We start from the raw sequence: 22324 nt of genomic DNA, 5'->3' as shown, positions 1-22324 counted from the left end.
GGATATTTTTATATCCCATAATTTTTTTATGGTTTTATGCTTTTACTATATTGTAAAAGCACTTTATAAGATGTATTTTAAATACATCTTATAAATAACAGCCATGAGAGATCAGCTATGACTCCACAGCAAATTGACCTTGTAAAAGCCACTGTTCCTGTACTTCGTGAAAATGGGGTTGCCCTGACCGGTTATTTCTATAACCGCATGCTAGGCAATAATCCTGATTTGAAAGAAACCTTTAACATGGGACATCAACGCAGTGGAGCTCAAGCACAAGCCTTGGCAGGTGCGGTTCTGGCTTATGCTGAAAATATCGAAGATCCATCTGTGCTGTTACCCGTGGTTGAGCTGATCGCACACAAGCACGTGAGCTTAAACATTAAGGCACCGGACTACGGTATTGTTGGGGAAAACCTTTTACATTCGATCAGTGAAGTGCTGAACATTTCGATGGATGATCCACTGATTGATGCTTGGGCTGCAGCGTACGGTCAACTGGCGGATCTGTTCATTGCCACTGAAAAAGCGATCTATGATCAGCATGAACAGACTAAAGGCAGCTGGTTAGGCTGGCGCAACTTCAAGATTGCCAAGAAAGTCGTGGAAAGTGACGAAATCACTTCTTTCTACCTGGCTCCAGTCGACGGCGGTCCATTACCAAAATATGAAGCCGGCCAATACATTTCAGTACGTGTATTTGTACCTGAGCTGAACCTGAGACAGCCACGCCAATACACCCTGTCAACTTGCCCACAAGCGGATTACCTGCGTATTTCCGTGAAACGTGAAGATCAGAAAGGCGACATGGTTCCAGGCTGGGTATCGAATACTTTACATAGCCTTCCAGAAGGTTCAGAAATTGAAGTCTCTGCACCAACAGGTAACTTCTACCTGATCGATCCGAACAAACGTAATGTGTTCATCAGTGGCGGTGTAGGTCTAACTCCAATGGTGGCCATGCTAAACCAGCTGGTGACTCTGGACATGCCACAACCTGTGACTTTCATCCATGCCTGCCGTAGCAAACAGGTTCATGCGATGAAACAGCATATTCATGACCTGAAAGCCAAATATCCACGTTTAAGCACAATGACTGCTTATGAATTCCCGCACCCAAGCGATAAACTGGGCGAGGATTATGATGTTGCCGGTCGACTGGACTTAAGCACTGTAGATAGCGCATTATTACCAGCCAATGCAGACTACTATCTCTGTGGCCCAATGCCATTTATGGCTGAACAGCAAAAGGCGCTTGTCGCTCGCGGAATTCCTGCTGAGAACATTCATAGCGAAGCCTTTGGCACAGGTGGTGTACGCCACTAACTGCTTCTTCAGCTTAAAATAAAAACAGAGGGTTAGCCTGGTATGCTAGACTAACCCTAATTTTTTTCATCAAAAACATCAGTATTATCATGCAACTGAATAAATTTACTGACTATGCGCTGCGCATACTGATGTATGTTGCACAACCCCGCGATCTGCCTTATACGATTGCCGAGCTGGCGGAGCGCTTACAGATTTCACAGAACCATGCCATGAAAATTGCCTACTTTATGGCGAAACAGGACTGGCTCATTACCTCTCGCGGTAAAGGCGGTGGAATCCGTCTTAATCCGGCTGCCCTGAAAGTTCAGCTAGGACAGATTGTGCGTATTCTGCAACGTGACAACCAGATTGTGGAATGTAATGATCCACCCTGTGTATTACGTACCAATTGCGGATTAAAAGGCATTCTGGATCAGGCGGTGGAGCAGTTCTACACCAGTCTGGATCAATATATTCTGGGTGATGTCGTTGAACCGACCAAGGAACATTTTAGTATCCAGTCACCAATTAGCCTGATCAATCTCTAATACCCTTATTCTATTGGGCAATTCTAAAGTTCGCTTGCCCGCCCGACTTCCTTTATAATAGCTTCTTGTATAATTAGTCATTGAAGTTGAGCCATGCATCACAGCAGAGGAAAGTCGAAAAACAGTAAGGCATCAAATGCCCCAAAGCAAAAGATCAGCTATGAAAAAAAGGTCGATCCAGCCATTACTGAATATTCGGTACAAGCCCTCAACTGGTTACGCAAAGCTGAGTTCCTGATGAGTGCACCCAAGCTCAGCTTGTGTGTAGAAGATACCGGTTATGAGGTGGCTTTTGCTGGCCGTTCCAATGCGGGTAAATCGAGTGCCATCAATGCCCTGACCAATCAGAAACAGTTGGCCCGTGCGTCCAAAAAACCAGGCCGTACCCAGATGATCAACTTCTTTAGCCTTGGCAATCCGGATCAGCGTCTGGTCGATTTACCGGGTTATGGCTATGCAGCGGTCCCAGAAGCCATGAAAATTGTCTGGCAGAAAGAACTGGAAAACTATCTAATTCACCGCAAGAGCCTGCAAGGTCTGGTGTTGCTGATGGATATCCGTCATCCGCTACAACACTTTGATGTGATGATGCTGGAATGGGCGTATTCACGTAAATTATTCGTACATGTGCTGCTGACTAAAGCCGACAAGCTGAACCGTGGCCCTGCTTCGAAAGCACTACAAGAAGTGAAAGCCAAACTGAAAAAGATGAAGCTGGATTTCTCGATTCAACTGTTCTCTTCTTTAAACAAGCAAGGTCTGGAAGAACTGGCCAGTGTGATGGGCGGCCGTTTGAACTTCACCTTGAATCAAGCACCTGAATTTGATCTGGACAGCATTCCTGAAGCTTCAATGCATGATTTAAATGAAGCTGATGAGCCAATTGAATTATTAGAACATGAAGATGAAACCAACAGTGCTCATGAAGTCACTGCCAGTGAACTGAATGATCTGGACGCGCCTGTAGAAGCCGACCCAACAGAAATTGTCGAACAAGATCCACAAAAATAAGCCGAATGTGTTTCATCTGATAAAAGAATGTCCCGTATTGCCTGCCGCAATTCGGGATATTTTTTTCATACTGTCTTGATCAAGCAGTGATGGATTCACACCATGTCTTTACTTTCGCGCTTCAAAACAACAAGAATTGGCTCTTCCATTTCCTATTTTATCCAGCCTCGCAAGGTCAGGTTTGAATGGCAAGATACTCCAGTCGACTGGATTCCTGATCAACCCTTTGCCAGTTACTTCGTCAATGAAATTAACAATATTCTACCTGCAGGTGAACTCTGGTTCTGCCGTTTATATAACAAAGTCCTCCCCCAGATCACTGACGAAAAATTAAAGCATGATGTGCAGGCGTTTATCCGTCAGGAAGCTATGCATGCCCAGGCACATAATTCAGCCAATAAAGAATATTTATCTGAACGTCAGATTGATATCCAGCGCAATCTGGACATCATGCATTTCCTATTTAACAAGCTGCTCGCCGATCAGCCATTCGGTCTCAAAATTCCTAAACTTATGGCTCATCAATGGGATCTGTTCCGTCTCGGTATTATTGCGACAGTAGAACATATGACCTGTGTCCTGGGTAAATACGCATTCTACAATACTGAATGGGAACGTCTGGGTGCTGATCCGAATATGTTGGATCTGGTGAAATGGCATGGTGCTGAAGAAATCGAACATCGTAGTGTGGCTTTTGATTTATATCGTCACCTGGGCGGCGGCTATATTGCCCGTTATTATCTAAGTGTGGTGGTCATTATTGGTGTAATTGGCATTTGGGTAGATGGTGCTGCACATCTGTTATCGCAGGATTCACGTTTCAAGCAGTATAAGCCAGCCGTATATAAACCCTGGATCTGGAAAGAATGGTTGCGTATTTCCCAGTCAGATAACCGCCTTCTGCCTAACCCGCTGTGGTTAGTATCCCAACAGCTCGGTTATTTAATGCCTTGGTATGATCCGGTGCATGAAGGCAGTACCGATGATGCGCTGCATTATCTCAACCATTCACAGGCAGCCAAACGCGCTACTCTCAAAGTCGCTTAAGCTTGCCTGTTATAGCCAAATACTTAAAAATATAGAACAATAGAAACATGGGATATTCAAAAGATTTTAAAGACAAAGTCATAGAAATTATGACTAGAGATAAAATGTCTGTGCGAAAAGCAGCACAGCATTTTAACGTCTGTATACAGACGATTCAGAATTGGAAAAAGTCCACTGTAACTAAACCTATTCCTGGTCGCCCAGCTAAAATTAGCAAAGAGCAAATATTGAATGATGTTGAACAATATCCCGATGATTACATCAGTGAACGGGCAGAACGTTTTGGTGTCAGTACACATGCAGTATTTAATGCGCTACATGCTGCAGGAATATCGCGTAAAAAAAGACGTTAAAGCACCCTAAAGCAGATCAAAATCAACGTCGGCAATTTCAGAACTTGATTGAATGTTTAGAACAACAATTACCACTGGTTTATATCGATGAAAGTGGTTTTCAAAGCGAAAGTACGAGATCGCATAGTTATAGCCCTAAAGGAGCGCGAGCTGAAGCTGAATTTAACTGGCAGTTAAAAAATTGTAGCAATGCGATTGGCGCATTAATCGAAAATAGATTGCTTACAGTTGGAGTATTTGATTGTTCAGTGAATACCGAGGTATTTGAATGCTGGATTGAACAGGATTTATTGCCAAAGCTGAAAAAAACCAGTGTATTGATTATGGATAATGCCACCTTTCACAAAGGAACAAGGCTTCAGGAGTTGATACGTTGTGCAGGCCATTACATTGTGTGGCTTCCTAAATATAGCCCGGACTTAAATCCTATAGAAAAAATGTGGTCACGAGTAAAAATGATTCGCAATAAATTTAGAGTTAAAGATATTGATAAATTGTTTAAAGATTACTGTAATGATTTATTTAGTATTTAGCTATATTACAATTTCTAACAGCAGGGATCGCTTCCCTGCTTTTTATTTGTCCTAAGATAGAAATACGCCAATCTCAACTTAAAATAAGATTTTCGAATTGAATTGGTGAATGACCAAGCTTTTTATTTAGCACCACACAAATTGTATGCGACAGAATTTTACGAGTTATGCGGTGGGTTAAATGCCATAGATCTTTTGCCCTCACTTTCTGAATGTGAAAGCGATCTGTTAATTGACCAATCACTGTTTCAATCTTTCTTCTGGCTTTCATCAGTATTTGCAGTGTCTCTTTAGGTCTGAAATCTATCATGTTTTTTCTAAAGGGTGTTTGTAAATCAATACCCTGATATTCATAATATCGTTTCAATTCTGGTCTTAAATAGCCCTTATCTGCTCCCAGTAAACCGTAAATATCATTCGTAATTTCAGGTGCAACATCTCGCTCATCACAATGAGCAGGTGCAAAGGTATAACCCGAAATCATGCCTGAAAGATTAATGACGATATGAGCTTTGAAACCATAATATTTTTCTTGTTTTGCAGCACAATAACTAAAACCTGCGTATTCTTTAAAGTTTTTATGCTTTCTAGCTCTGGTATAACTACAGACAGGGAGTGGGAAGCCATCAATAAAGTGAATGTTATCTGAACCATAACGCTGAATGAGCTGTGCCATAATGGATTGACTGACATGCCACAGGTTTGCACAATGTTTACAGAAATTGGGATAAGATCCTAATTTTGGAAACCATTCTAACCAATTGTTTTTGAAATACATCCAAATATTTTTGTCTGTATCTAAACCAAGAAATTCACCTACTATTTGCATAGTGATGATTTCTGCATCAGTAACAGCAGGCGGAAAACCACGAGTTCTCAGGGGCTGAGTAACAACAATGGGATAAAGTTCTTCTATGATTACATAGACAAAAATGATAAATTCTTCAATGGACATAACTTTGCTTTAATTTCTTGGTGGAAACTAAAATAGGGTTATGTCCTTTTTATTTCAATCACTTAAAAAGTTGAGATTGGGGTATAGAAATATAACAATCATAATCAGGAGGGACTTATGCAAGCACGGATTTCTGTGATTACCCTCGGTGTGCTCGATCTGGAAGCTTCACTACGCTTTTACCGTGATGGACTGGGTTTTCCCAGTGAAGGAATTATGGGTGAAGAGTTTGAATATGGCGCGGTGGCTTTTATTCAATTACAACCTGGTCTTAAGCTTGCCTTATGGCCACAGCGTAGTATCCAGCAAGATACCGGTCTGGAGCCAAGCCCAATCTGTCCGACTCAAATGACTCTAGGGCATAATGTCTATAGTCCTTTAGAAGTCGATCAGGCAATGGCACAGGCAGAACGTGCCGGTGCTAAAATTATCAAACCTGCACACACCAACTTTTATGGCGGATATGCAGGTTATTTTCAGGATCCCAATGGTCATGTCTGGGAAATTGTCTGGAATCCGGACTTAGATAAAGCTGAATTAGACAAAGATTAAACCGGCACTTCAGGCTCGCGGGTATGTCGATCTACCACCACACTAATCATCATATCGCCCTGTACATTGACCACAGTACGTACGGTATCCAGCAGACGGTCAATCGGAAGTAGAATCGCAATCGCTTCAGCAGGCAAACCCACTGACTGCAATACCATGATCATGGTGACCATGCCGGCACTTGGAATGCCCGGTGCACCTAGGGACGCAATCATTGCCGTGGCACAAACCACCAGCTGCTGACCTAAGGTTAGATCCAGCCCCATCAGATTGGCAATAAACAAAGCTGCTGCAGCTTCATAAAGTGCTGTTCCATCCATATTCAGCTGCGTGCCAAGAGGAATCACAAAACCAGCTGTTTGCGGACGTACGCCTAGATTCTCCTGCGCGCATTTTAAAGAAATCGGCATGGTTGCCGAACTGGAGCTGGTGGCAAAGGCAGTAATTAATGCACTACGGGTGCCTTTAAAAAAGGTCAGCGGATTCATTTTTCCGAAGATCCATAGCAATAACGGCAACACCACTATCCCATGAAAAATCGTGGTTCCTGTCACGACAGCTGCAAACTCGGCCAGACGGCTCAGTACCGAAATGTCCTCAGTGGCAATTAACTTGGCGAGTAGTGCAAAAATCCCAATCGGTGCCAGTTTCATGATCCAGCCAATCATCAACATCATGATGTCAAAAAACTGGTGACTGAGCTTACGCACAGTACGGAAGCTGTCTCCACCTGCAACCAGAGCCACACCGATAAACAGAGCAAAAATTACCACGGCTAGGACATTACCGTCAGCAAAGGCCTTAAAGGGATTGATCAGGGTATTCTGAATAAAATTAGTAAAGAAAGACGACGGCGTTAAAGTATCAGGAGTCTGATGCTGAGCCATGGCATCCTGAAACATCACCACATCTACGCCTCTCCCCACATTAAACAGATGTGCACAGGTCAGTCCTAGAATCAATGCCAATGAGGTGGTGGTCACGCAGCACAATAGGGTGATTTTCCAAGTCCGACTCAGCTGTCCCCCCGCCTGCAGATTAGACACCCCAACTACAATTGACGTAAAGATCAGGGGAATCAAAATCATTTTCAGCAGGCCAATAAAAAGGCTGCTGGCAATTCCAATCCCGTACAGACCGACATCAAAAAATGTGCTTTGCGGAAATAAAGTCAGTAAAAATCCAAACAGTACCCCCAATACGGCGGCAATTAAAATCTGCGTATTTAAGCTCATTTCACATGCATTTTTAATATTGATCTTAAGGGCACTATGCCATGCAAGTGCTGGAGAATCGAGTATTTTTTTATAAAGAGCCGTGCTTAAAAATGTATAAAGCCGGATCTGGGATCCGGCTTTATTTAAATTAAAAGTATGCTTTACTGGGTTTCAATTTCACGTAAACGGATCAAGCCTTCCTGTGTGGTACTGCAGACCAGCTCACCATTTTGCCACATGCGGCCAAAGTTCAGACCACGTGAACTGGCACTTTGAGTGGCATCCATGTCGTATAACATCCATTCATCTACCCGGAACGGTTTATGGAAATACATGGCATGGTCAATACTGGCACATTGCAAGCTTGGAGACAGATAACTCAAACCATGCGGACGTAGCGCCGTGGTCATTAAGGTAAAGTCTGAATAGAAAGCAGCAATCGCCTGATGCAGGGAAATCTCATCCACTTCTGCAGCAATCTTTCCATGAGTACGGATATAGTGCGCATAATTCGGCGCTTCCGGTTGCGGCTGGAATGGATTCACTGGCATTACAGGACGAATTTCGACATGACGGTCTCGCATGAAAGACGCACGCACATTTTCCGGAATAAATTCAATAATCTGCCGGGTTAACTCTGCTTCATTTTTCAGGCTTTCAGCCGGTGGATATTCAGGCTCTGAAATCTGATAGTTCAGGCCTTCTTCCTGATGCGCAAAAGAGACCATACACATAAAAATGGTACGGCCATGCTGAATGGCACGAACCTGACGGCTGACAAAGCTTTTGCCATCACGGATACGATCCACTTCATAAATGATCGGTGCATTAACATCTCCACCAAACAGGAAATAGGCATGCAATGAATGCGCAGGACGATCTGTAGTATAAGACGCAGCACGTAGGGCCTGCCCCAAGACCTGCCCACCAAATACGCGCTTGCCTACCAGATTACGGCTAATTCCCCGGAAAATATTTTCTTCTAACTTTTCTAAACTGAGCAGCTCGACCAGTTCCTGTGTTAAGGCATTCATAAGCAACCTGTGTGATATTGGCAAGATCCAAAAGTGTAGAAATAAATCTATACAATTTATTCTGAATATTCTGCCATAAAATCCAAGCAATCTTCTAAAGATTGATTGACTGTTCTGTCAACTGGTCTTGTAACTTACTAGGAAAAACATCTGCTTTCGCGCTAAAATTGAACCACTTCGATTGAATTTGTCAGAAAATGACATATTGTTTGTTTTTATAATCAATCAAAATAAATTCCCTCAGAAATTCTGTAGTTTGGTCAGTAAAATTAGGAGTAACTATGTCCAAGAGTGGCTTTGGTCAAATGTATCGCAAGCTTTCAAGTAAGCTACTTGATCTTGTGGTCACCCCGCATGTTCTTGGGGAAGTACCAAGTGAAGTGACAACTCCTACTGCTGACCAGATTCCGGCAGCGCAGCAGAAAATTGTCTGCTATATCTTGCAGAATCATTCACGCAGTAATGCGCTGGTAGTTGATGCAGAAACTCGCCGTTTAAATATGCCACCTGCGCTCGATCCTCTACAGATTGGTGACAGCAAGGAAAAGGCTTCAGTGCTGTTCCTGCAGTACCATGATGAGAATAATCTGCTTAGCTCACCACCACATGCTTTTCCTCCACGCCTGTTACGCCTGATTGAAGTCCTAGAAAAAAATCCCGAACTGGATGTGGAACTGGTACCGGTGACTGTACTTTGGGGTCGTGATCCTGAAAAAGAAGATTCTTGGTTCAAGCTTTTATTTACCGATACCTGGTCTACGCCAAGCCGGGTCAAACAGCTGGTCAATATCGGTCTGCATGGTCGCCAGTCTTATCTGGAGTTTCATGAGCCACAATCTTTGCGCGCCCTCATGGAATTTGCCAAAGAAACTTATCCAAATTCAGCGCCAGCGACCTATATTGTCAGCCGTCTGAATGACTATTTGGATGCACAGCGTGAAGTGATCCTCGGCCCTGACCTGTCAGACCGCCGTAATGTGATGCATGGCCTGATTAAATCTCCGGATGTACAGGCGGCTATTCGTAATGAAAGCATCCGCAGCAAAATCAGTATGCTGGAAGCAGAACGTCGTGCGATTGGCTATCTGAATGAAATTGTATCGGACTACTCTCACTCTACCGTACGTTTCGCCGATAAAGCCCTGACCCGTTTATGGACCCAGCTCTATGACGGCGTGGAAGTACATAATTTCAGTACCGTGCGTGAACTGGCCAAAGATTATGAAATTGTCTATACGCCATGTCACCGCAGTCATATCGACTATTTATTATTGTCTTATGTGATTTATCGTCGTGGTCTGATGGTGCCTTATATTGCGGCAGGCGATAACCTGAACATGCCATTTGTGGGTCAGATCTTACGGGGTGGTGGTGCTTTCTTTATCCGTCGTACCTTCCGCGGTAATGCACTCTATACCACCGTATTTAAAGAATATCTGTATAGCGTGTTGTCACGTAATACTCCACTGGAATACTTTATCGAAGGTGGCCGTTCACGTACTGGTCGTCTGCTGCCACCAAAAACCGGCATGCTGGCGATGACCGTACATGGTCATTTACGTGGCAAAGCTAAGCCAATTGTCTTTGTTCCGACTTATATCGGCTATGAACGCCTGATGGAAGGTGGTACTTATGTCGGTGAGATGAATGGCAAGCCGAAAGAAGCAGAATCTATTTTTGGCATCCTGAAAACCTTGCGCAAAATTGAACGTATTTTTGGCAAGGTCCATCTGAACTTCGGTGAACCGGTATTTCTGGATGACATCCTGAAACAGCATGGTGCAGAACATATCAAAATTGAAAAGAATGATGATCCGATTCCGCAGCCAGTATCCGACGCAGTCAACAGTTCTGCCCAAGCCATTCTGGAAAATATCAACCGTGCAGTCGTGGTGAATCCGGTTTCACTGCTGTCACTTATTTTATTGGCAACACCGAAACATACGCTGGACGAAGAAATCTGTATCAAGCAGCTGGATACCTACCGTAATCTGCTGGTGGCTTTACCTTATGATGAGCGTATGCAAATTACCTCACTTTCAGGTAAAGAGATTATTGCCTATGCAATGAAGCTCAAGCTGATTAAACGGGTGAAACACGTTCTGGGCGATATCATTGCCATTGAAGATAATCAGGCCGTATTGCTGACTTATTTCCGTAATAACATCGTGCATAGCTTTGTATTGCCGTCCCTGATTGCGGCACTGGTAGAACACAATGGCATGATTCGCCGTGAAGATGCGATCAACGCTAGCAGTACACTCTATCCATTCCTGAAAGCTGAGCTATTCCTGAAATGGAAAGAAGACGAAATTCAGCAACATGTTGATGCTTATATCGATGCTTTACTTGCAACCAATCTGATCAGTGCAGATGGTGAAAACCTGGTAGCGCCAGCACCGAATACTGAAGCGCATCACCAGCTTGAAGTTCTGGCTGCTCCAGTGACCCAAAGTCTGGAACGCTATTACATGACACTGGCTTTGATCACCCAGCGTGGCCCAGGCAATATTTCAACCCGTCAGGTGGAAGAGCTGAGTCATCTGGTGGGGCAACGTCTTTCTGTACTGTATGAATTCAACTCGCCAGAATTCTTTGACAAGGCCTTGTTCCAAAGCTTTATCAAAGTTCTGACGCAAAAAGGCTATATTTGTACCAACGAAGACAATGCCATTGTCTATGATGAGCAGCTGACCAATGTTGCGCAGTATGCAGATCTGGTACTGGATGAAGTGAAGCTGCAAATGCTGCATCACATCACCTCCTTTACCGATGAAGAGTTGAAAGAAGCACTAGATGCGGTTGCGGCTGAACAAGCCAAGAAACGTGCGAAACGCAAGAAAAAGTAAAGTTTACTTAAAGAAAAAGAGAGGTTTTGGCCTCTCTTTTTTTGCTTGAGAATTAATAAAAATGATAAATATTCCCTCTCCTTTTAGGAGATGAGATACCGTCTTGGTAGTCAATCAGGTTTTGAGATTATTCGACCAATAAATAATCTCTTTGATAGGCAGTCTGATGTTTTAAAACACCATAACACAGATGTATAAGCTTGCGCATTGCAGCACCTAAAGCACACATTTTATTTTTACCCTGGCTTAATAATCGTTGATATAAAGCTTCAATGTGTGGATTATATTTAATCGCTGTTAATGCTGACATATACAATACTGAGCGTATTTTACTGTCACCTGCTTTTGATAAGTGACTTTGCTTGTTGACTGAACTGCCAGACAACTGATGTACTGGAACCAAACCTACATATGCAGCAGCTTGACTTGCTTTTTCAAACTTGTGCGAATGAAATAACCCCAACAGTAATAAGCCTGATCGTTCACCGATTGAAGGAATAGTTTGCAGTAATTTCAAATCCTGTTTCAATGTTGGATCTTGATCTATGTGATTATTTATTAACTTATCAATATGTTCAAGTTGCTGATTTAAATACTCAATATTCTCTTCAAGTAATTTAATCACAACAACGGAGGTATGAGTGGACTGCGCCTTTTCAAGTCGATTCTTTTCCTGCAATAGACTACCTAGATAGACATCTCGTCTGCCTAGTAAAGCTTTTAATAATCTGACATTTTCAGGTTCAGGCTGCCATATGATTAACTTTGCGGTGTAACCATAACGTGAAAGAGCTTCACTATCAGCTTTATCCGTTTTATTTAGCATGGACATGCCTTTGGCAAAGGCTCTTACTCGTGAAGGATTAGCCACACAAACCTTTACACCTGCATCATATAGATAATATCCCAAATTCTCATGATAAACCGAAGTCGCTTCCATGATTGCTGTCACTTGATCAGGTTCAATTTTAAGAGTGATGAGCCATTTGAGCAGACTGCCAAAGCCACTTTCTGTATTAGTAAATATTTTATTTTTTCTTTTTCCAGTCAAACCTTGAGGGAAAATGCAACAATCTATTTTGGTTTTACTGACATCAATACCTAGCATAATCATGGTGATATTCCTTGAGTTTAAGCTATGATTTTTATCCCATTAACCATCATCTTACCTTGTGAATACAGCATCAAAGTGCTTAGTTACCGTTCAGAGTTGTATGAGGGATAAGGGCAAATTGTAGGTTTTATCTCAGGTTCAAATTTAAGATTTTAGCAGCACTCCAAACTCTACAATTTGCGTATAGTGGTAGCTAATCACTATATCAATCAAGATACAAGCAGCACTGCTGCGCAAGGGGGAGGTGATTTTAAAAAAAACCTCCTCCTAACCTCCTCCCAGAGGGAGGAGGAACTTCCAAATTTATAAATCAGTCTTATTCATCAACTCTAAATAATCCTGAAAACAATCCTGATGCTCTAACTCAAAGCCTATCTTTTCCATTCTTGTGGCATACAGCTTTTTACCCCTCACCCTGTCACTTTCCACTTTCAATATAAATAAACCCATCTGCTGCTGGAACCATTGCAGGACTTCATGCAAAAGTTGTGGCTCATTATTGGTCAAAATATATGAAGAATCAGGATGTTCCACGTGAATCATCTGAACTAGAAAACGTGATAAATCTTCAATATGAATCCGATTTGACCAGTGCAGATTTGGATAGCTGGTCATCGATGCTGCCATTTTCTGCATACGTGCCACAGAAGTCCCATAAATCCCACTTGGGCGGATAATGGTACATTGATCAGGATAAGCCGCGAGATACGCCTGTTCCATGTGATGCAGAATTTCACCTTGAGCATCATTCGGATGAATTTCAGTTTCATCATCCACGCTTTCACCTGCATTCTGTCCATAAACCCGGGTTGATGAAACCACCACAATTCTTTTTACCGGATGGGATTTCAAGGCAGTGACGATTGGCTGAACCGAATCCAGATAAATGTGCTGATAGGCTTCGACACCACTCTGTTTGGGACTGAGTAACACATAGACCCAATCAATCGAAGCGACTGCACTTAAATCTAGAGTATGCACATCCTGAATCAGATGAGTTGCGAATGAATCTGTTTTGGGACTTTGGCTAATTGTGCTAATTTGATGACCTTGCTCAAATAATTGTTTAGCTACCCGCTCGGATGTTTTACCATAACCAATAAATAAAATATGCATTCGACACCGAATCACAGACCTGGTTGAGGGGACATGGCTGCAGTCCATCAGTTACAAGGCGTTGGCAATGCCGCCGCTGCTTTACTCGAAAAACTAAATATCTTTAATACTGATGATTTGCTTTTTCATCTACCACGTGACTACGAAGACCGTAGCACGATCATTCCCATGAATCAATTGACAGTGGGACGCAGCTATTTGCTGGAAGGTGTCGTGAAAGGGGTTGATTTCCCTCCCGGTAAACGCAAGTCCATGGCGGTGTTACTGGATGATGATTCTGGCAAAGTCACTTTGCGCTTTTATCATATTTATAAAGGCATTACCGATCGCTGCAAGCTCGGTAACCGTTTAAGAGTCTTTGGTGAAGTGCGAGTCGGTGCCCGTGGTCTGGAAATGTATCATCCAGAGCTGCAAGTCATTACTGAACATACGCCTCTGCCTCATACCCAACTCACCTCGATCTATCCGGCAACCGAAGGACTGACTCAGCCCAAGCTGCGGGAATATATTAAACAGGCACTAGAACTGCATAGCGATGATTTGCCTGAACTGTTGCCACAAAAATTTAGCAATGGTTATGGCCTAAAGCAGGCACTGGAATATATTCATCATCCACCGTTGGATGCCAATATGTTGCAGCTCACTCAAGGCTCACATCCGGCACAGCAGCGTCTGATTTTTGAGGAACTGGTGGCACATCAAATCAGTTTACTGACCCGGCGTGCTTTTATTCAGCAGATTGAAGCCCCTTCATTTTCCCCGAGTAAAACCTATGCCAAACAGCTTCTGGCTGGTTTGCCTTTTGAAATGACCGGTGCGCAAAAACGCGTATCCAAGGAAATTGCCAAAGACCTGAAACAGAATAAACCGATGCTACGTCTGGTGCAGGGTGATGTGGGTGCAGGAAAAACCTTGGTTGCCGGCGTAGCAGCCTGTCATGCCCTAGAAGAAGGCTGGCAAGTCGCGCTGATGGCGCCAACTGAAATTCTGGCTGAACAGCATTACCTCAACTTCAAGCGCTGGTTCGAACCACTCGGTTTAAATGTCGCCTGGCTTTCCGGCAAGCAGAAAGGTAAAGCGCGTGTAGCAGCAGAGCAAGTGATCCGTGATGGTAGTGCGCATCTGGTGGTGGGCACACATGCCCTGTTTCAGGAAAATGTCGAGTTTGCCAAACTGGGCTTAGTAATTATTGATGAGCAGCATCGTTTTGGGGTCGATCAACGCTTAGCCTTGAGAAATAAAGGCTTGGATGGTATGTCACCGCATCAACTGGTCATGACCGCAACGCCAATTCCACGCACGCTTGCCATGTCAGCCTATGGAGATCTGGATACGTCAATTATTGATGAATTGCCACCGGGTCGTACTCCGATCCAGACTGTGACCATTCCGCTGGATCGTCGCGAAGAGGTTCTGCAACGGATTGCCACGAATTGTGCTGAAGGTAAACAGGCTTATTGGGTCTGTACTTTGGTGGAACAGTCGGAAACTCTGGATGCCCAAGCTGCAGAAGCGACCTTTGCCGAGATCAAGGAACGCTTTCCTGAACTGAATATCGGTCTGGTACATGGCAAAATGAAAGCCGATGAAAAACAGGCAGTCATGCAGGAATTTAAAGACAATAAACTGCAGCTACTCATTGCTACAACCGTGATTGAAGTTGGGGTCGATGTCCCGAATGCTTCGATTATGGTGATTGAAAATGCCGAACGGCTTGGCCTGTCACAATTACATCAGCTGCGTGGCCGGGTGGGTCGTGGTGCCAAAGCCAGTTTCTGTGCTCTACTCTATAAAAATCCATTGTCACAAAATGGTCAGGAACGTCTGCGCATCATGCGCGAAACCAATGATGGTTTTATCATTGCCGAAAAAGACCTGGAATTACGTGGTCCAGGCGAATTATTAGGAACCAAACAGACTGGTGATATGGGTTTCCGTGTAGCCAAGCTAGAACGTGATGATCATCTGCTGAATCAGGCGCATTATGTCGCCCAGCAGATGCTAAAAGATTATCCGAAACAGGCAGATGCCTTATTAAAACGCTGGTTACCTGAGGCTCCACGCTATGCCTATGTTTAAGCTGCTTCAACAGGGAAAACACTGGCTGAATCGTTTACAGCCTTGTCAGCTATGCCAGACAGATTATCAAAATCTGCATTCTGTCTGTCAGGATTGCTGGCAACAGTTACCTTGGGCACATCAGACTATTCAGCGTCAGGAAATGCAGTTTCAAGTGGCGTGTGACTACGCCTACCCAATGGATCGCCTGATTCAATTATTTAAATATGAGCAAAAGCTGCATCTGGAAGCTTTATTGGCGGGTGCATTACTGACCTTAAAATTTCCTAAAGTCAGTGCAGTGGTGCCTATGCCGATTTCAACAGAACGGCTAGTTGAACGTGGCTATAATCAATCTCTGTTACTGGCCAAGCATGTTGCCAAACATTTACAAATTCCCGTCTGGCAGCCCATTGAAAGGCTTAAGCAACATTCACAAAAAGGTTTAAGCCGTCTGGAACGTATCGAAGATATTGAGGCCCAGTTCAGAGTCACTACCTCTTCAAAAGTTCGTTATCGTAAGGTTTTAATTATTGATGATGTGGTTACGACTGGCAGCTCAATTCGAGCTTTAAGCCAGCAACTGGAAAAACTGGGCTGTCAGCAGATTTATGCCGCCTGTCTGGCAGGAGCCAAACTTTAACTCAGGCTTGTGCCAGTAAGTTCTTTTTAACCCAAGGTATGACAATTTCTGTAGTTAAAGGTGCAAGTTTCACATCTTCCTGATCCAGATCCACCCATTTCATCTCGGCGATCTCAGCTTCAATATGTGGTTCGCCATCTAATTGCACCAGATAAACATAACTGACCAGTTGATGATCCGGTTCGTTGGCAGTTTGTGTCTCAAAACGCCCAATGAATTGCTGAATCTCAGCCTGACAGCCAATTTCTTCCTGAATTTCACGTAGCATGGTGTATTCAGGTGCTTCATCCGGTTCCAGCTTGCCACCCACTTGCATAAAACAGTCAGTATTTTTCTTACGGACCACCAGCAGCAGCTGCCGATCTGAATTCAAAATAATGGCAGCTGCGACAGTAATAATTTTCATGAATTCGGAACGATCAAATGGGAAATACTTATTTTACGAGATCTTCCTGATCGACCATACCCCATTTTGCTTCAGGCGGCTGGTAGTCTTGAAATTTTTTCAAAATTTCTTCGAAGTCATCACTTACGATCAGGGATTCAGTAAAACGTGGCTTGGTAAAGCCTTTGTCCGTGGTCATCTGAATAAATTTCAGCAGATCATCATAAAAGCCATCGACATTAAGAAAAGCGCAAGGTTTTTTATGAATCCCAAGCTGTGCCCAAGTCCATTGCTCAAAAATTTCCTCGAGCGTTCCAGCTCCACCCGGAATGGCAATAAAACCATCGGAGAGTTCTGACATTTTGGTCTTACGCTCATGCATATTGTCGACCACATACAGCTTGGTAATATGCGGATGCGCCAGTTCTCGATTCACCAAGGGTCTTGGAATGACACCAATGACTTCTCCCCCTGCAGCCAGGGCACTATCCGCTACAATGCCCATTAATCCGGAACGACCACCACCATAAATCAGTGTTTGCTGTCTTTTTGCCAGGGTTTGGCCTACCTTTTCAGCAATTTGTTTATAACCAGGTTCAGAACCTAGCGCTGAGCCACAGAAAATTGCGATAGAATTCATCATTTTCACCATTGCATTGCCGGTATATAGTACGCAGGCAGCGCCTGAGAGTTTTTTTTCAAAAATAACTGCACAATCAGTGTTTTTATTCAATTCCTTGTCTAAAATACACGCATTTAGATTAACATACTGCGCAAGGGAGAAAAGACAGCATGCTTGAAGCCTTTTACGCCACAGAGCGCGGTAGCCTAGAAGATGCCACCATCAATGGTGATTTCGACCTGCATCCGGAACTGGTTTGGATAGATTTAATTGCGCCTTCACAGGAAGAACAGCAATGGATTCTGGATGCCTATGAGCAAAACCTGCCCACTTTAAAATCTCTGGAAGATATTTCTTCGAGTGCCCGATTTTACCGTGATGATGACGGTATTTTGCACATCAGTACCTATTTCTTAACGAAAAATAAAAATTATCAAGTCGAAAGTGAACATGAGGATGATGCCAGCATCCTCGCAACGGTTCAGACAGTCGCTTTCATTTTGCATAAAGACCGGCTCTTTACCCTACGCGGTGAAAAGCTGGTAGCTTTCCGGGCCTTTCGTGCCCGTGCGCGTCGCAATGATTATGATATTGACTATAAAGATCCAACCTGGATTTTGCTGGGTTTGCTCGAGGCCAAACTGGATGAGTTGGCCGATATTCTGGAAGATGTACATAAGGATCTGGAAAAATACTCAACCGAAGTGCTGAATAACCGGCATCGTGAACAGATCCTGGATCTGGACGACATGATTACCCGTCTGGCCCAACTGGAAGATATGCTCGGGAAAGCTCAGCTCTGTCTGATCGATTTACGCCGTGTACTTACCTTCCTGTCACGTCCACGTGCCTTAGGCAGTCATATTTATGATGCGGATATTCGAGAACTCAGTGAAGACGTCCGCTCACTGGTCGAGCATGATGCCTTCCTGTTCCAGAAAGTCCGCTTCTTGCTGGATACCACGTCCGGATTCATTAACACTGAACAGAATGATACGATCCGTCGCTTCTCGATTTTACCGAGTATGCTTGCGCCACCCATGCTGATTGCAAGTATTTACGGGATGAATACTGATGTCTTGCCCTTCGCTCAAGGTTCGATGAGCTTTGTGATGGTGAGCATTATTATTATGGGCTTTTTGATTGGGCCTCTTATTTACTTTAGGTGGAAGAAGTGGATTTAGAATCCCTCTTAATTTCTCCTAAGGGAGGAATTTCCCTCTCTTTTCAGGTGATGTGCAGCACTGCTACGCATGGGTGGGGTCAGAATTAACTCTCTCTCTAACTCTCTTGTGTTTAGATTTAAGGCAGTGCTTTAAATCTCGCTCAGAGAGAAAAGACTTCCAATAGTTGCTTAAAGTTCGAGTCCAGGCCCATTTCTCCACTTTTTTAAAATACAAGTTCCCTCTCCTTTAGGGAGAGGTTAATTAACTAACCCCTCCTAAGCTCCCTTTGAGAAAGGGAGGAACTTTTTTAAAATATACCGGCAATAAAAAAGCACCTTTCGGTGCTTTTTTATTTACTGAATGATCTGCAAATCATCCTGCAAATGACAGGCTTGAATGATCTTCATCATTTTTTCAGGAACTGCTTTAAACTGTAGTCCTCGTGCTTGTGGAGTTTGGCGCAACCAGCGCACCAGAACAGCCAAAGCCAAAGTACTACCCTGCTCAAGTCCAGCCAGATTAACTACCACAGGAAACTTGTCCTGTGACTGAATAACACGCAGACCATCTAAGTAATAGCACTGCGCATTGTCAGCGTCAATCTTGCCTGAAACCTGCAGTTCCTGATTATTGAATTGAATCACAGCTCACCTATCTTATTTTTTCTTGTCAATCGCCGCTTCTGCATCTGGCTTGAAGTTGGCAATGGCTTTATCCAGATTACCACCATTACGTTTTACTGTAGCCGCAAACTGGTTACGGAACTGCAGACCCAGGTCAATACCAGAAACATTGATGTTACGGATTTTCCATTGTGAACCTTTATCAACCAGCTGGAAAGCAACCGGGATTTTCTCGCCTTTGTTATTAAAGTCGATAGTCACCACAGGATTTTTGCTGTTAGTCGCCTTGTAAGGACGAACGCTGTAAGTCTGGTTACTGAACTTAGAGAAAGCCGTACCATAATTTTCAATCAGGGTTTCACGGAAGTTCTTTTCAAACTGTGCACGCTGCACTGCAGTACTATACTGATTGGTCGCATAAGTCCCCATCACAATCCGGGTAAACGATTGTGAATCGATATACGGGTCAAGATTCTGACGAACAATCGTTTTCACAAGCGCAGGATTATTCTGCAATTTGGCATGATCGGTTTTAAGACGATCAATCAAATTGTCTGCAACTCTTTTAATAAAAGCAGGTGGGGCTTCAGACGGTGCAGCAAACACTGTACCAGCAACCATTGTTGAAAGAATGCTTGCAGCAAGCGTTTGTTTTACTAAAGTCTTCACTCAAATCTCCTCAATCTGTTATTCAACAAATGCAGGTTCCGCATCTGTTGTTTCTGAAAATGCAGCTTCTTCTGAGGCACTTTCCTGACTATCTGACGATTTTCCGGCACCACCGGTAATAAATTTCGTCACTAAATCTTCAATTTCCATGGTGCCTTGAGTGTTCGCAATCTGCTCACCACGTTTCAAGTAAGTCAGACCGCCACCTGGAATAATTTTCAGATACTTTTCACCCAATAAACCATTTGTTGCTACCATAATGTAAGCATCTTCATCAATATTGGTGATGGATTTCATGTTATCTAATAGTTGTTTTTCCATTGTTTTTTGTTGCGCAGGATCGGCTGCGGTATAATCTGAACTATAACGTAACTCTTCCAATGCTTCCTGCTGAACCTGCTTGAGCTGCTCGGCATTGAAAGAAGTCAGAGAGCCATCTAGCGTCATATGGACAGTGGCTAACCGAGTCACCGGATCCAGCGTAATTTTATCAACCTGACCGACTTTCACCCCACTTAAAGCAACTTTAGCACGTGGTTTGATGCCATTTACATTTTCAAAAGTCGCTGTCATCTGATAGCTATCAGAAATATTGGTGCCTACCAGACCGCTAACACGCATCGCCAAAAAGAACAGGGCGATACCAAAAAGAATGACAAAAACACCAACGGCCAGCTCACTAGTACGTGATTTCATTAAATACCTCCGAACATGACCGCAGTCAACACGAAATCAAAACCTAATACGCACAGCGAAGAATAGACGACCGTACGTGTTGTAGAAGTTGCGATACCTTCTGATGTTGGTTCACAGGCATAACCCTGATAAACCGCGATCCAGGTACAAATTAATGCGAAAACAAAACTCTTGATAATGGTGCCATTCAGGACATCTTTATAGAATCGCACGGTACTTTCCATGCCACTCCAATATGCGCCTTCATCTGCACCCAGAAAATCAACACCCACCATTTTTCCGCCCATAATCCCGACCGCAGCAAAGATCACAGAGAGCATGGGCAAGCTAAAAATACCGGCCCAAAGGCGTGGTGAAATCACCCGTTTTAAGGGATCGACCCCAATCATTTCCATACTGGACAATTGCTCGGTCGCTTTCATCAGTCCAATTTCAGCAGTTAAAGCAGAACCGGCACGACCCGCAAATAGTAAGGCAGCAACCACAGGTGCCAATTCACGTAACAAGGTTAAAGCCACTGCAGTACCAAGCATCGCTTCACTACCGAATGTCGACAGAATGGTATACATCTGCAAACCGAGTACCGAACCAATAAACAGGCCAGATACCGCAATGATCAAGAGGGACAGCACCCCGACCCGATACATCTGATAAACAAACAGCTTTACTCCAAGCCAGGTCGGCATGGAAAAGAGAATCTGCAACAGCATCAGTGTTGCAACACCAATTCCCTGAACACGTTCAATAACGCGTCTACCTAAGGCAGCAATGGCATTCATGAACGTACCTCATCACTTAAATAAGCCTGATGACTAAACTGATAATCTACCGGGCCTTCAACCGAACCGGTTAGGAACTGCTGCACAAAGGCTGAAGGATGATTTTTCAATTCTTCTGCTGTGCCCTCACCCTGGATTTTGCCTTCTGCGACTACATAAATGTAATCGGCAATCGATAAAGTCTCTGCCACATCATGCGAAACAATAATGGTTGTTAAATCCAGTGCTTCACGTAGAGAGCGGATTAGTCGAGTTAAAACCCCCATCACAATCGGATCCTGCCCGGCAAAAGGTTCATCGTACATGATCAGTTCAGGGTCCAGTGCAATCGCCCGAGCCAAAGCCACCCGGCGATTCATCCCGCCAGACAGCTCTGAAGGCATCATTTGCTCTGCCCCACGTAGTCCTACTGACTCGAGTTTCAAAGCCACAATTTCAGCAATCAGATGTTCAGGCAATTTGGTATGCGCACGAATCGGAAAGGCAACATTTTCATAGACGCTCATGTCGGTAAACAGAGCGCCACTTTGGAACAGCATCCCCATACGTGCACGTGCAGAAAAAAGCTCGGAACGGGACATCTTGGCAATATCTTTACCGTCCAGTAAAACCTGACCCTGTTCAGGCGTCAGTTGCCCGCCGATCAATCTTAATAAAGTGGTTTTACCAGTTCCGGAAGGTCCCATAATGGCGGTAATCTGCCCACGACGAATGTTTAAACTGACATCGTCATAAATTACACGCTCACCCCGCTTGAAACTCAAATTCTTGACTTCAATCAAAGACTGAGGATCCTGCGCTGTTTGATTTTTCATAGCTGAGTTTATTCCTGCATTTTTTCAGCATGCATATGACAAAAGAACGAAGTTCAACATGTTAGCATTTGAAAATGAAGGGTCAAGTTCATGGAAAACATAATGCTCCATGCCTGGCCATATATTTCTAGTAATCGAAAATTTTATTTCGACGCGATTTTAACAGACTATGATCCATTTAAAAAACGATATACATAATAAATCAGATTGCACAAAAGCAAAGTTACCGCA

Annotated in this window: 22 protein-coding genes and 1 pseudogene; 11 read left to right on the top strand and 12 right to left on the bottom strand. The window is 43.7% G+C overall.

Annotation, left to right across the window (positions count from 1 at the left end; translation table 11 throughout):
• The first annotated feature begins 117 nt into the window (after window positions 1-117).
• The 6 genes and pseudogenes from hmpA to C3F22_RS00835 all read left to right on the top strand — a co-directional run bounded on the left by hmpA (window position 118) and on the right by C3F22_RS00835 (window position 4800).
• On the top strand, window positions 118-1326 hold the full coding sequence (gene hmpA / locus C3F22_RS00860) for an NO-inducible flavohemoprotein (protein WP_004786935.1): 1209 nt from the start codon (window positions 118-120) through the stop codon (window positions 1324-1326).
• Window positions 1327-1415: 89 nt separating this feature from the next.
• The gene (locus C3F22_RS00855) at window positions 1416-1856 is read left to right on the top strand and encodes an RrF2 family transcriptional regulator (protein ID WP_004786937.1); all 441 of its coding nucleotides are present in this window, start codon (window positions 1416-1418) and stop codon (window positions 1854-1856) included.
• A gap of 93 nt (window positions 1857-1949) precedes the next feature.
• A pseudogene (gene yihA / locus C3F22_RS00850) lies at window positions 1950-2726 on the top strand (ribosome biogenesis GTP-binding protein YihA/YsxC); the annotation flags it as partial.
• A gap of 243 nt (window positions 2727-2969) precedes the next feature.
• Window positions 2970-3914 carry a metal-dependent hydrolase gene (locus tag C3F22_RS00845; protein WP_104425686.1) on the top strand — a complete coding sequence of 315 codons (945 nt, stop codon included), beginning with the start codon at window positions 2970-2972 and terminating at the stop codon, window positions 3912-3914.
• 104 nt (window positions 3915-4018) lie between these two features.
• On the top strand, window positions 4019-4267 hold the full coding sequence (locus tag C3F22_RS00840; protein WP_248115011.1) for a transposase: 249 nt from the start codon (window positions 4019-4021) through the stop codon (window positions 4265-4267).
• Between the two features lie 44 nt (window positions 4268-4311).
• A complete protein-coding gene (locus C3F22_RS00835; RefSeq protein ID WP_004779999.1) occupies window positions 4312-4800 on the top strand; it encodes a transposase in 489 nt (162 codons plus the stop codon).
• A 73-nt stretch (window positions 4801-4873) separates the two neighbouring features.
• Here C3F22_RS00835 and C3F22_RS00830 read toward each other — a convergent pair whose 3' ends face one another.
• A complete protein-coding gene (locus C3F22_RS00830; protein WP_004282326.1) occupies window positions 4874-5755 on the bottom strand; it encodes an IS982-like element ISAba9 family transposase in 882 nt (293 codons plus the stop codon).
• A gap of 117 nt (window positions 5756-5872) precedes the next feature.
• Between C3F22_RS00830 and C3F22_RS00825 the strand changes: the two genes are divergently transcribed.
• The gene (locus C3F22_RS00825) at window positions 5873-6307 is read left to right on the top strand and encodes a VOC family protein (protein ID WP_104425685.1); all 435 of its coding nucleotides are present in this window, start codon (window positions 5873-5875) and stop codon (window positions 6305-6307) included.
• Here the strand turns inward: C3F22_RS00825 and C3F22_RS00820 are convergent.
• Entirely contained in the window at window positions 6304-7542 is a 1239-nt protein-coding gene (locus C3F22_RS00820; protein ID WP_004786945.1) for a dicarboxylate/amino acid:cation symporter, read from the bottom strand. The genes C3F22_RS00825 and C3F22_RS00820 overlap by 4 nt on opposite strands.
• Window positions 7543-7685: 143 nt before the next feature.
• Window positions 7686-8558, bottom strand: a complete 873-nt coding sequence (locus C3F22_RS00815; protein WP_004786947.1) for an acyl-CoA thioesterase — start codon at window positions 8556-8558, stop codon at window positions 7686-7688.
• 281 nt (window positions 8559-8839) lie between these two features.
• On the opposite strand from C3F22_RS00815, the gene plsB reads away from it, so the two are divergent.
• A complete protein-coding gene (plsB, locus tag C3F22_RS00810) occupies window positions 8840-11407 on the top strand; it encodes a glycerol-3-phosphate 1-O-acyltransferase PlsB (protein WP_004786948.1) in 2568 nt (855 codons plus the stop codon).
• Window positions 11408-11534: 127 nt separating this feature from the next.
• On the opposite strand, the gene C3F22_RS00805 is transcribed toward plsB, so the two are convergent.
• Together C3F22_RS00805 and C3F22_RS00800 are read right to left on the bottom strand one after the other, a co-directional pair.
• The gene (locus C3F22_RS00805) at window positions 11535-12521 is read right to left on the bottom strand and encodes an IS110 family transposase (RefSeq protein WP_004278529.1); all 987 of its coding nucleotides are present in this window, start codon (window positions 12519-12521) and stop codon (window positions 11535-11537) included.
• Window positions 12522-12824: 303 nt separating this feature from the next.
• The gene (locus C3F22_RS00800; protein ID WP_104425684.1) at window positions 12825-13637 is read right to left on the bottom strand and encodes an NAD(P)H-binding protein; all 813 of its coding nucleotides are present in this window, start codon (window positions 13635-13637) and stop codon (window positions 12825-12827) included.
• Between the two features lie 33 nt (window positions 13638-13670).
• Between C3F22_RS00800 and recG the strand changes: the two genes are divergently transcribed.
• Together recG and C3F22_RS00790 are read left to right on the top strand one after the other, a co-directional pair.
• Complete coding sequence (gene recG, locus C3F22_RS00795) at window positions 13671-15716, top strand: ATP-dependent DNA helicase RecG (RefSeq protein ID WP_104425683.1); 2046 nt, start codon at window positions 13671-13673, stop codon at window positions 15714-15716.
• Window positions 15703-16338: a ComF family protein gene (locus tag C3F22_RS00790; protein ID WP_004786955.1), complete on the top strand. Its 636-nt coding sequence runs from the start codon at window positions 15703-15705 to the stop codon at window positions 16336-16338. The genes recG and C3F22_RS00790 overlap by 14 nt, the downstream gene beginning before the upstream one ends.
• A gap of 1 nt (window position 16339) precedes the next feature.
• On the opposite strand, the gene C3F22_RS00785 is transcribed toward C3F22_RS00790, so the two are convergent.
• Together C3F22_RS00785 and C3F22_RS00780 are read right to left on the bottom strand one after the other, a co-directional pair.
• Entirely contained in the window at window positions 16340-16744 is a 405-nt protein-coding gene (locus tag C3F22_RS00785) for an NUDIX hydrolase (protein WP_004786957.1), read from the bottom strand.
• 28 nt (window positions 16745-16772) lie between these two features.
• On the bottom strand, window positions 16773-17363 hold the full coding sequence (locus tag C3F22_RS00780) for a TIGR00730 family Rossman fold protein (RefSeq protein WP_034590268.1): 591 nt from the start codon (window positions 17361-17363) through the stop codon (window positions 16773-16775).
• 152 nt (window positions 17364-17515) lie between these two features.
• Here C3F22_RS00780 and C3F22_RS00775 point away from each other — a divergent pair, with 152 nt between their 5' ends.
• A complete protein-coding gene (locus C3F22_RS00775) occupies window positions 17516-18529 on the top strand; it encodes a CorA family divalent cation transporter (RefSeq protein ID WP_004786961.1) in 1014 nt (337 codons plus the stop codon).
• A 335-nt stretch (window positions 18530-18864) separates the two neighbouring features.
• Here the strand turns inward: C3F22_RS00775 and C3F22_RS00770 are convergent, their stop codons facing one another.
• The 5 genes from C3F22_RS00770 to C3F22_RS00750 are packed head-to-tail and all read right to left on the bottom strand — an operon-like array spanning window position 18865 to window position 22093.
• Window positions 18865-19155 carry an STAS domain-containing protein gene (locus C3F22_RS00770; RefSeq protein ID WP_004786964.1) on the bottom strand — a complete coding sequence of 97 codons (291 nt, stop codon included), beginning with the start codon at window positions 19153-19155 and terminating at the stop codon, window positions 18865-18867.
• Window positions 19156-19167: 12 nt separating this feature from the next.
• Entirely contained in the window at window positions 19168-19803 is a 636-nt protein-coding gene (locus tag C3F22_RS00765) for an MlaC/ttg2D family ABC transporter substrate-binding protein (RefSeq protein WP_104425682.1), read from the bottom strand.
• An 18-nt stretch (window positions 19804-19821) separates the two neighbouring features.
• Window positions 19822-20499: an outer membrane lipid asymmetry maintenance protein MlaD gene (locus C3F22_RS00760; protein WP_004786968.1), complete on the bottom strand. Its 678-nt coding sequence runs from the start codon at window positions 20497-20499 to the stop codon at window positions 19822-19824.
• On the bottom strand, window positions 20499-21278 hold the full coding sequence (gene mlaE / locus C3F22_RS00755; RefSeq protein WP_004786970.1) for a lipid asymmetry maintenance ABC transporter permease subunit MlaE: 780 nt from the start codon (window positions 21276-21278) through the stop codon (window positions 20499-20501). The genes C3F22_RS00760 and mlaE overlap by 1 nt, the downstream gene beginning before the upstream one ends.
• Complete coding sequence (locus tag C3F22_RS00750) at window positions 21275-22093, bottom strand: ABC transporter ATP-binding protein (RefSeq protein WP_005233709.1); 819 nt, start codon at window positions 22091-22093, stop codon at window positions 21275-21277. The genes mlaE and C3F22_RS00750 overlap by 4 nt, the downstream gene beginning before the upstream one ends.
• Between the last annotated feature and the right edge of the window lie 231 nt (window positions 22094-22324).

This window comes from Acinetobacter sp. ACNIH1, from assembly GCF_002934695.1.
GTDB lineage: Bacteria > Pseudomonadota > Gammaproteobacteria > Pseudomonadales > Moraxellaceae > Acinetobacter > Acinetobacter variabilis.
Note: the sequence above shows the minus strand (reverse complement) of the source record. Positions and strands in the feature narration are given on the sequence as shown.

Excerpts from the sequence above, each read along its gene's own strand:
- recG (WP_104425683.1), top strand. The coding sequence starts at position 13,671 with ATGGCTGCAGTCCATCAGTTACAAGGCGTTGGCAATGCCGCCGCTGCT.
- C3F22_RS00775 (WP_004786961.1), top strand. The coding sequence starts at position 17,516 with ATGCTTGAAGCCTTTTACGCCACAGAGCGCGGTAGCCTAGAAGATGCC.
- C3F22_RS00855 (WP_004786937.1), top strand. The coding sequence starts at position 1,416 with ATGCAACTGAATAAATTTACTGACTATGCGCTGCGCATACTGATGTAT.
- C3F22_RS00825 (WP_104425685.1), top strand. The coding sequence starts at position 5,873 with ATGCAAGCACGGATTTCTGTGATTACCCTCGGTGTGCTCGATCTGGAA.
- mlaE (WP_004786970.1), bottom strand. The coding sequence starts at position 21,278 with ATGAATGCCATTGCTGCCTTAGGTAGACGCGTTATTGAACGTGTTCAG.
- C3F22_RS00840 (WP_248115011.1), top strand. The coding sequence starts at position 4,019 with ATGTCTGTGCGAAAAGCAGCACAGCATTTTAACGTCTGTATACAGACG.
- C3F22_RS00800 (WP_104425684.1), bottom strand. The coding sequence starts at position 13,637 with ATGCATATTTTATTTATTGGTTATGGTAAAACATCCGAGCGGGTAGCT.
- plsB (WP_004786948.1), top strand. The coding sequence starts at position 8,840 with ATGTCCAAGAGTGGCTTTGGTCAAATGTATCGCAAGCTTTCAAGTAAG.
- C3F22_RS00750 (WP_005233709.1), bottom strand. The coding sequence starts at position 22,093 with ATGAAAAATCAAACAGCGCAGGATCCTCAGTCTTTGATTGAAGTCAAG.
- C3F22_RS00780 (WP_034590268.1), bottom strand. The coding sequence starts at position 17,363 with ATGAATTCTATCGCAATTTTCTGTGGCTCAGCGCTAGGTTCTGAACCT.
- C3F22_RS00785 (WP_004786957.1), bottom strand. The coding sequence starts at position 16,744 with ATGAAAATTATTACTGTCGCAGCTGCCATTATTTTGAATTCAGATCGG.
- C3F22_RS00790 (WP_004786955.1), top strand. The coding sequence starts at position 15,703 with ATGCCTATGTTTAAGCTGCTTCAACAGGGAAAACACTGGCTGAATCGT.
- C3F22_RS00805 (WP_004278529.1), bottom strand. The coding sequence starts at position 12,521 with ATGATTATGCTAGGTATTGATGTCAGTAAAACCAAAATAGATTGTTGC.
- C3F22_RS00830 (WP_004282326.1), bottom strand. The coding sequence starts at position 5,755 with ATGTCCATTGAAGAATTTATCATTTTTGTCTATGTAATCATAGAAGAA.
- C3F22_RS00815 (WP_004786947.1), bottom strand. The coding sequence starts at position 8,558 with ATGAATGCCTTAACACAGGAACTGGTCGAGCTGCTCAGTTTAGAAAAG.
- C3F22_RS00845 (WP_104425686.1), top strand. The coding sequence starts at position 2,970 with ATGTCTTTACTTTCGCGCTTCAAAACAACAAGAATTGGCTCTTCCATT.
- hmpA (WP_004786935.1), top strand. The coding sequence starts at position 118 with ATGACTCCACAGCAAATTGACCTTGTAAAAGCCACTGTTCCTGTACTT.
- C3F22_RS00820 (WP_004786945.1), bottom strand. The coding sequence starts at position 7,542 with ATGAGCTTAAATACGCAGATTTTAATTGCCGCCGTATTGGGGGTACTG.
- C3F22_RS00760 (WP_004786968.1), bottom strand. The coding sequence starts at position 20,499 with ATGAAATCACGTACTAGTGAGCTGGCCGTTGGTGTTTTTGTCATTCTT.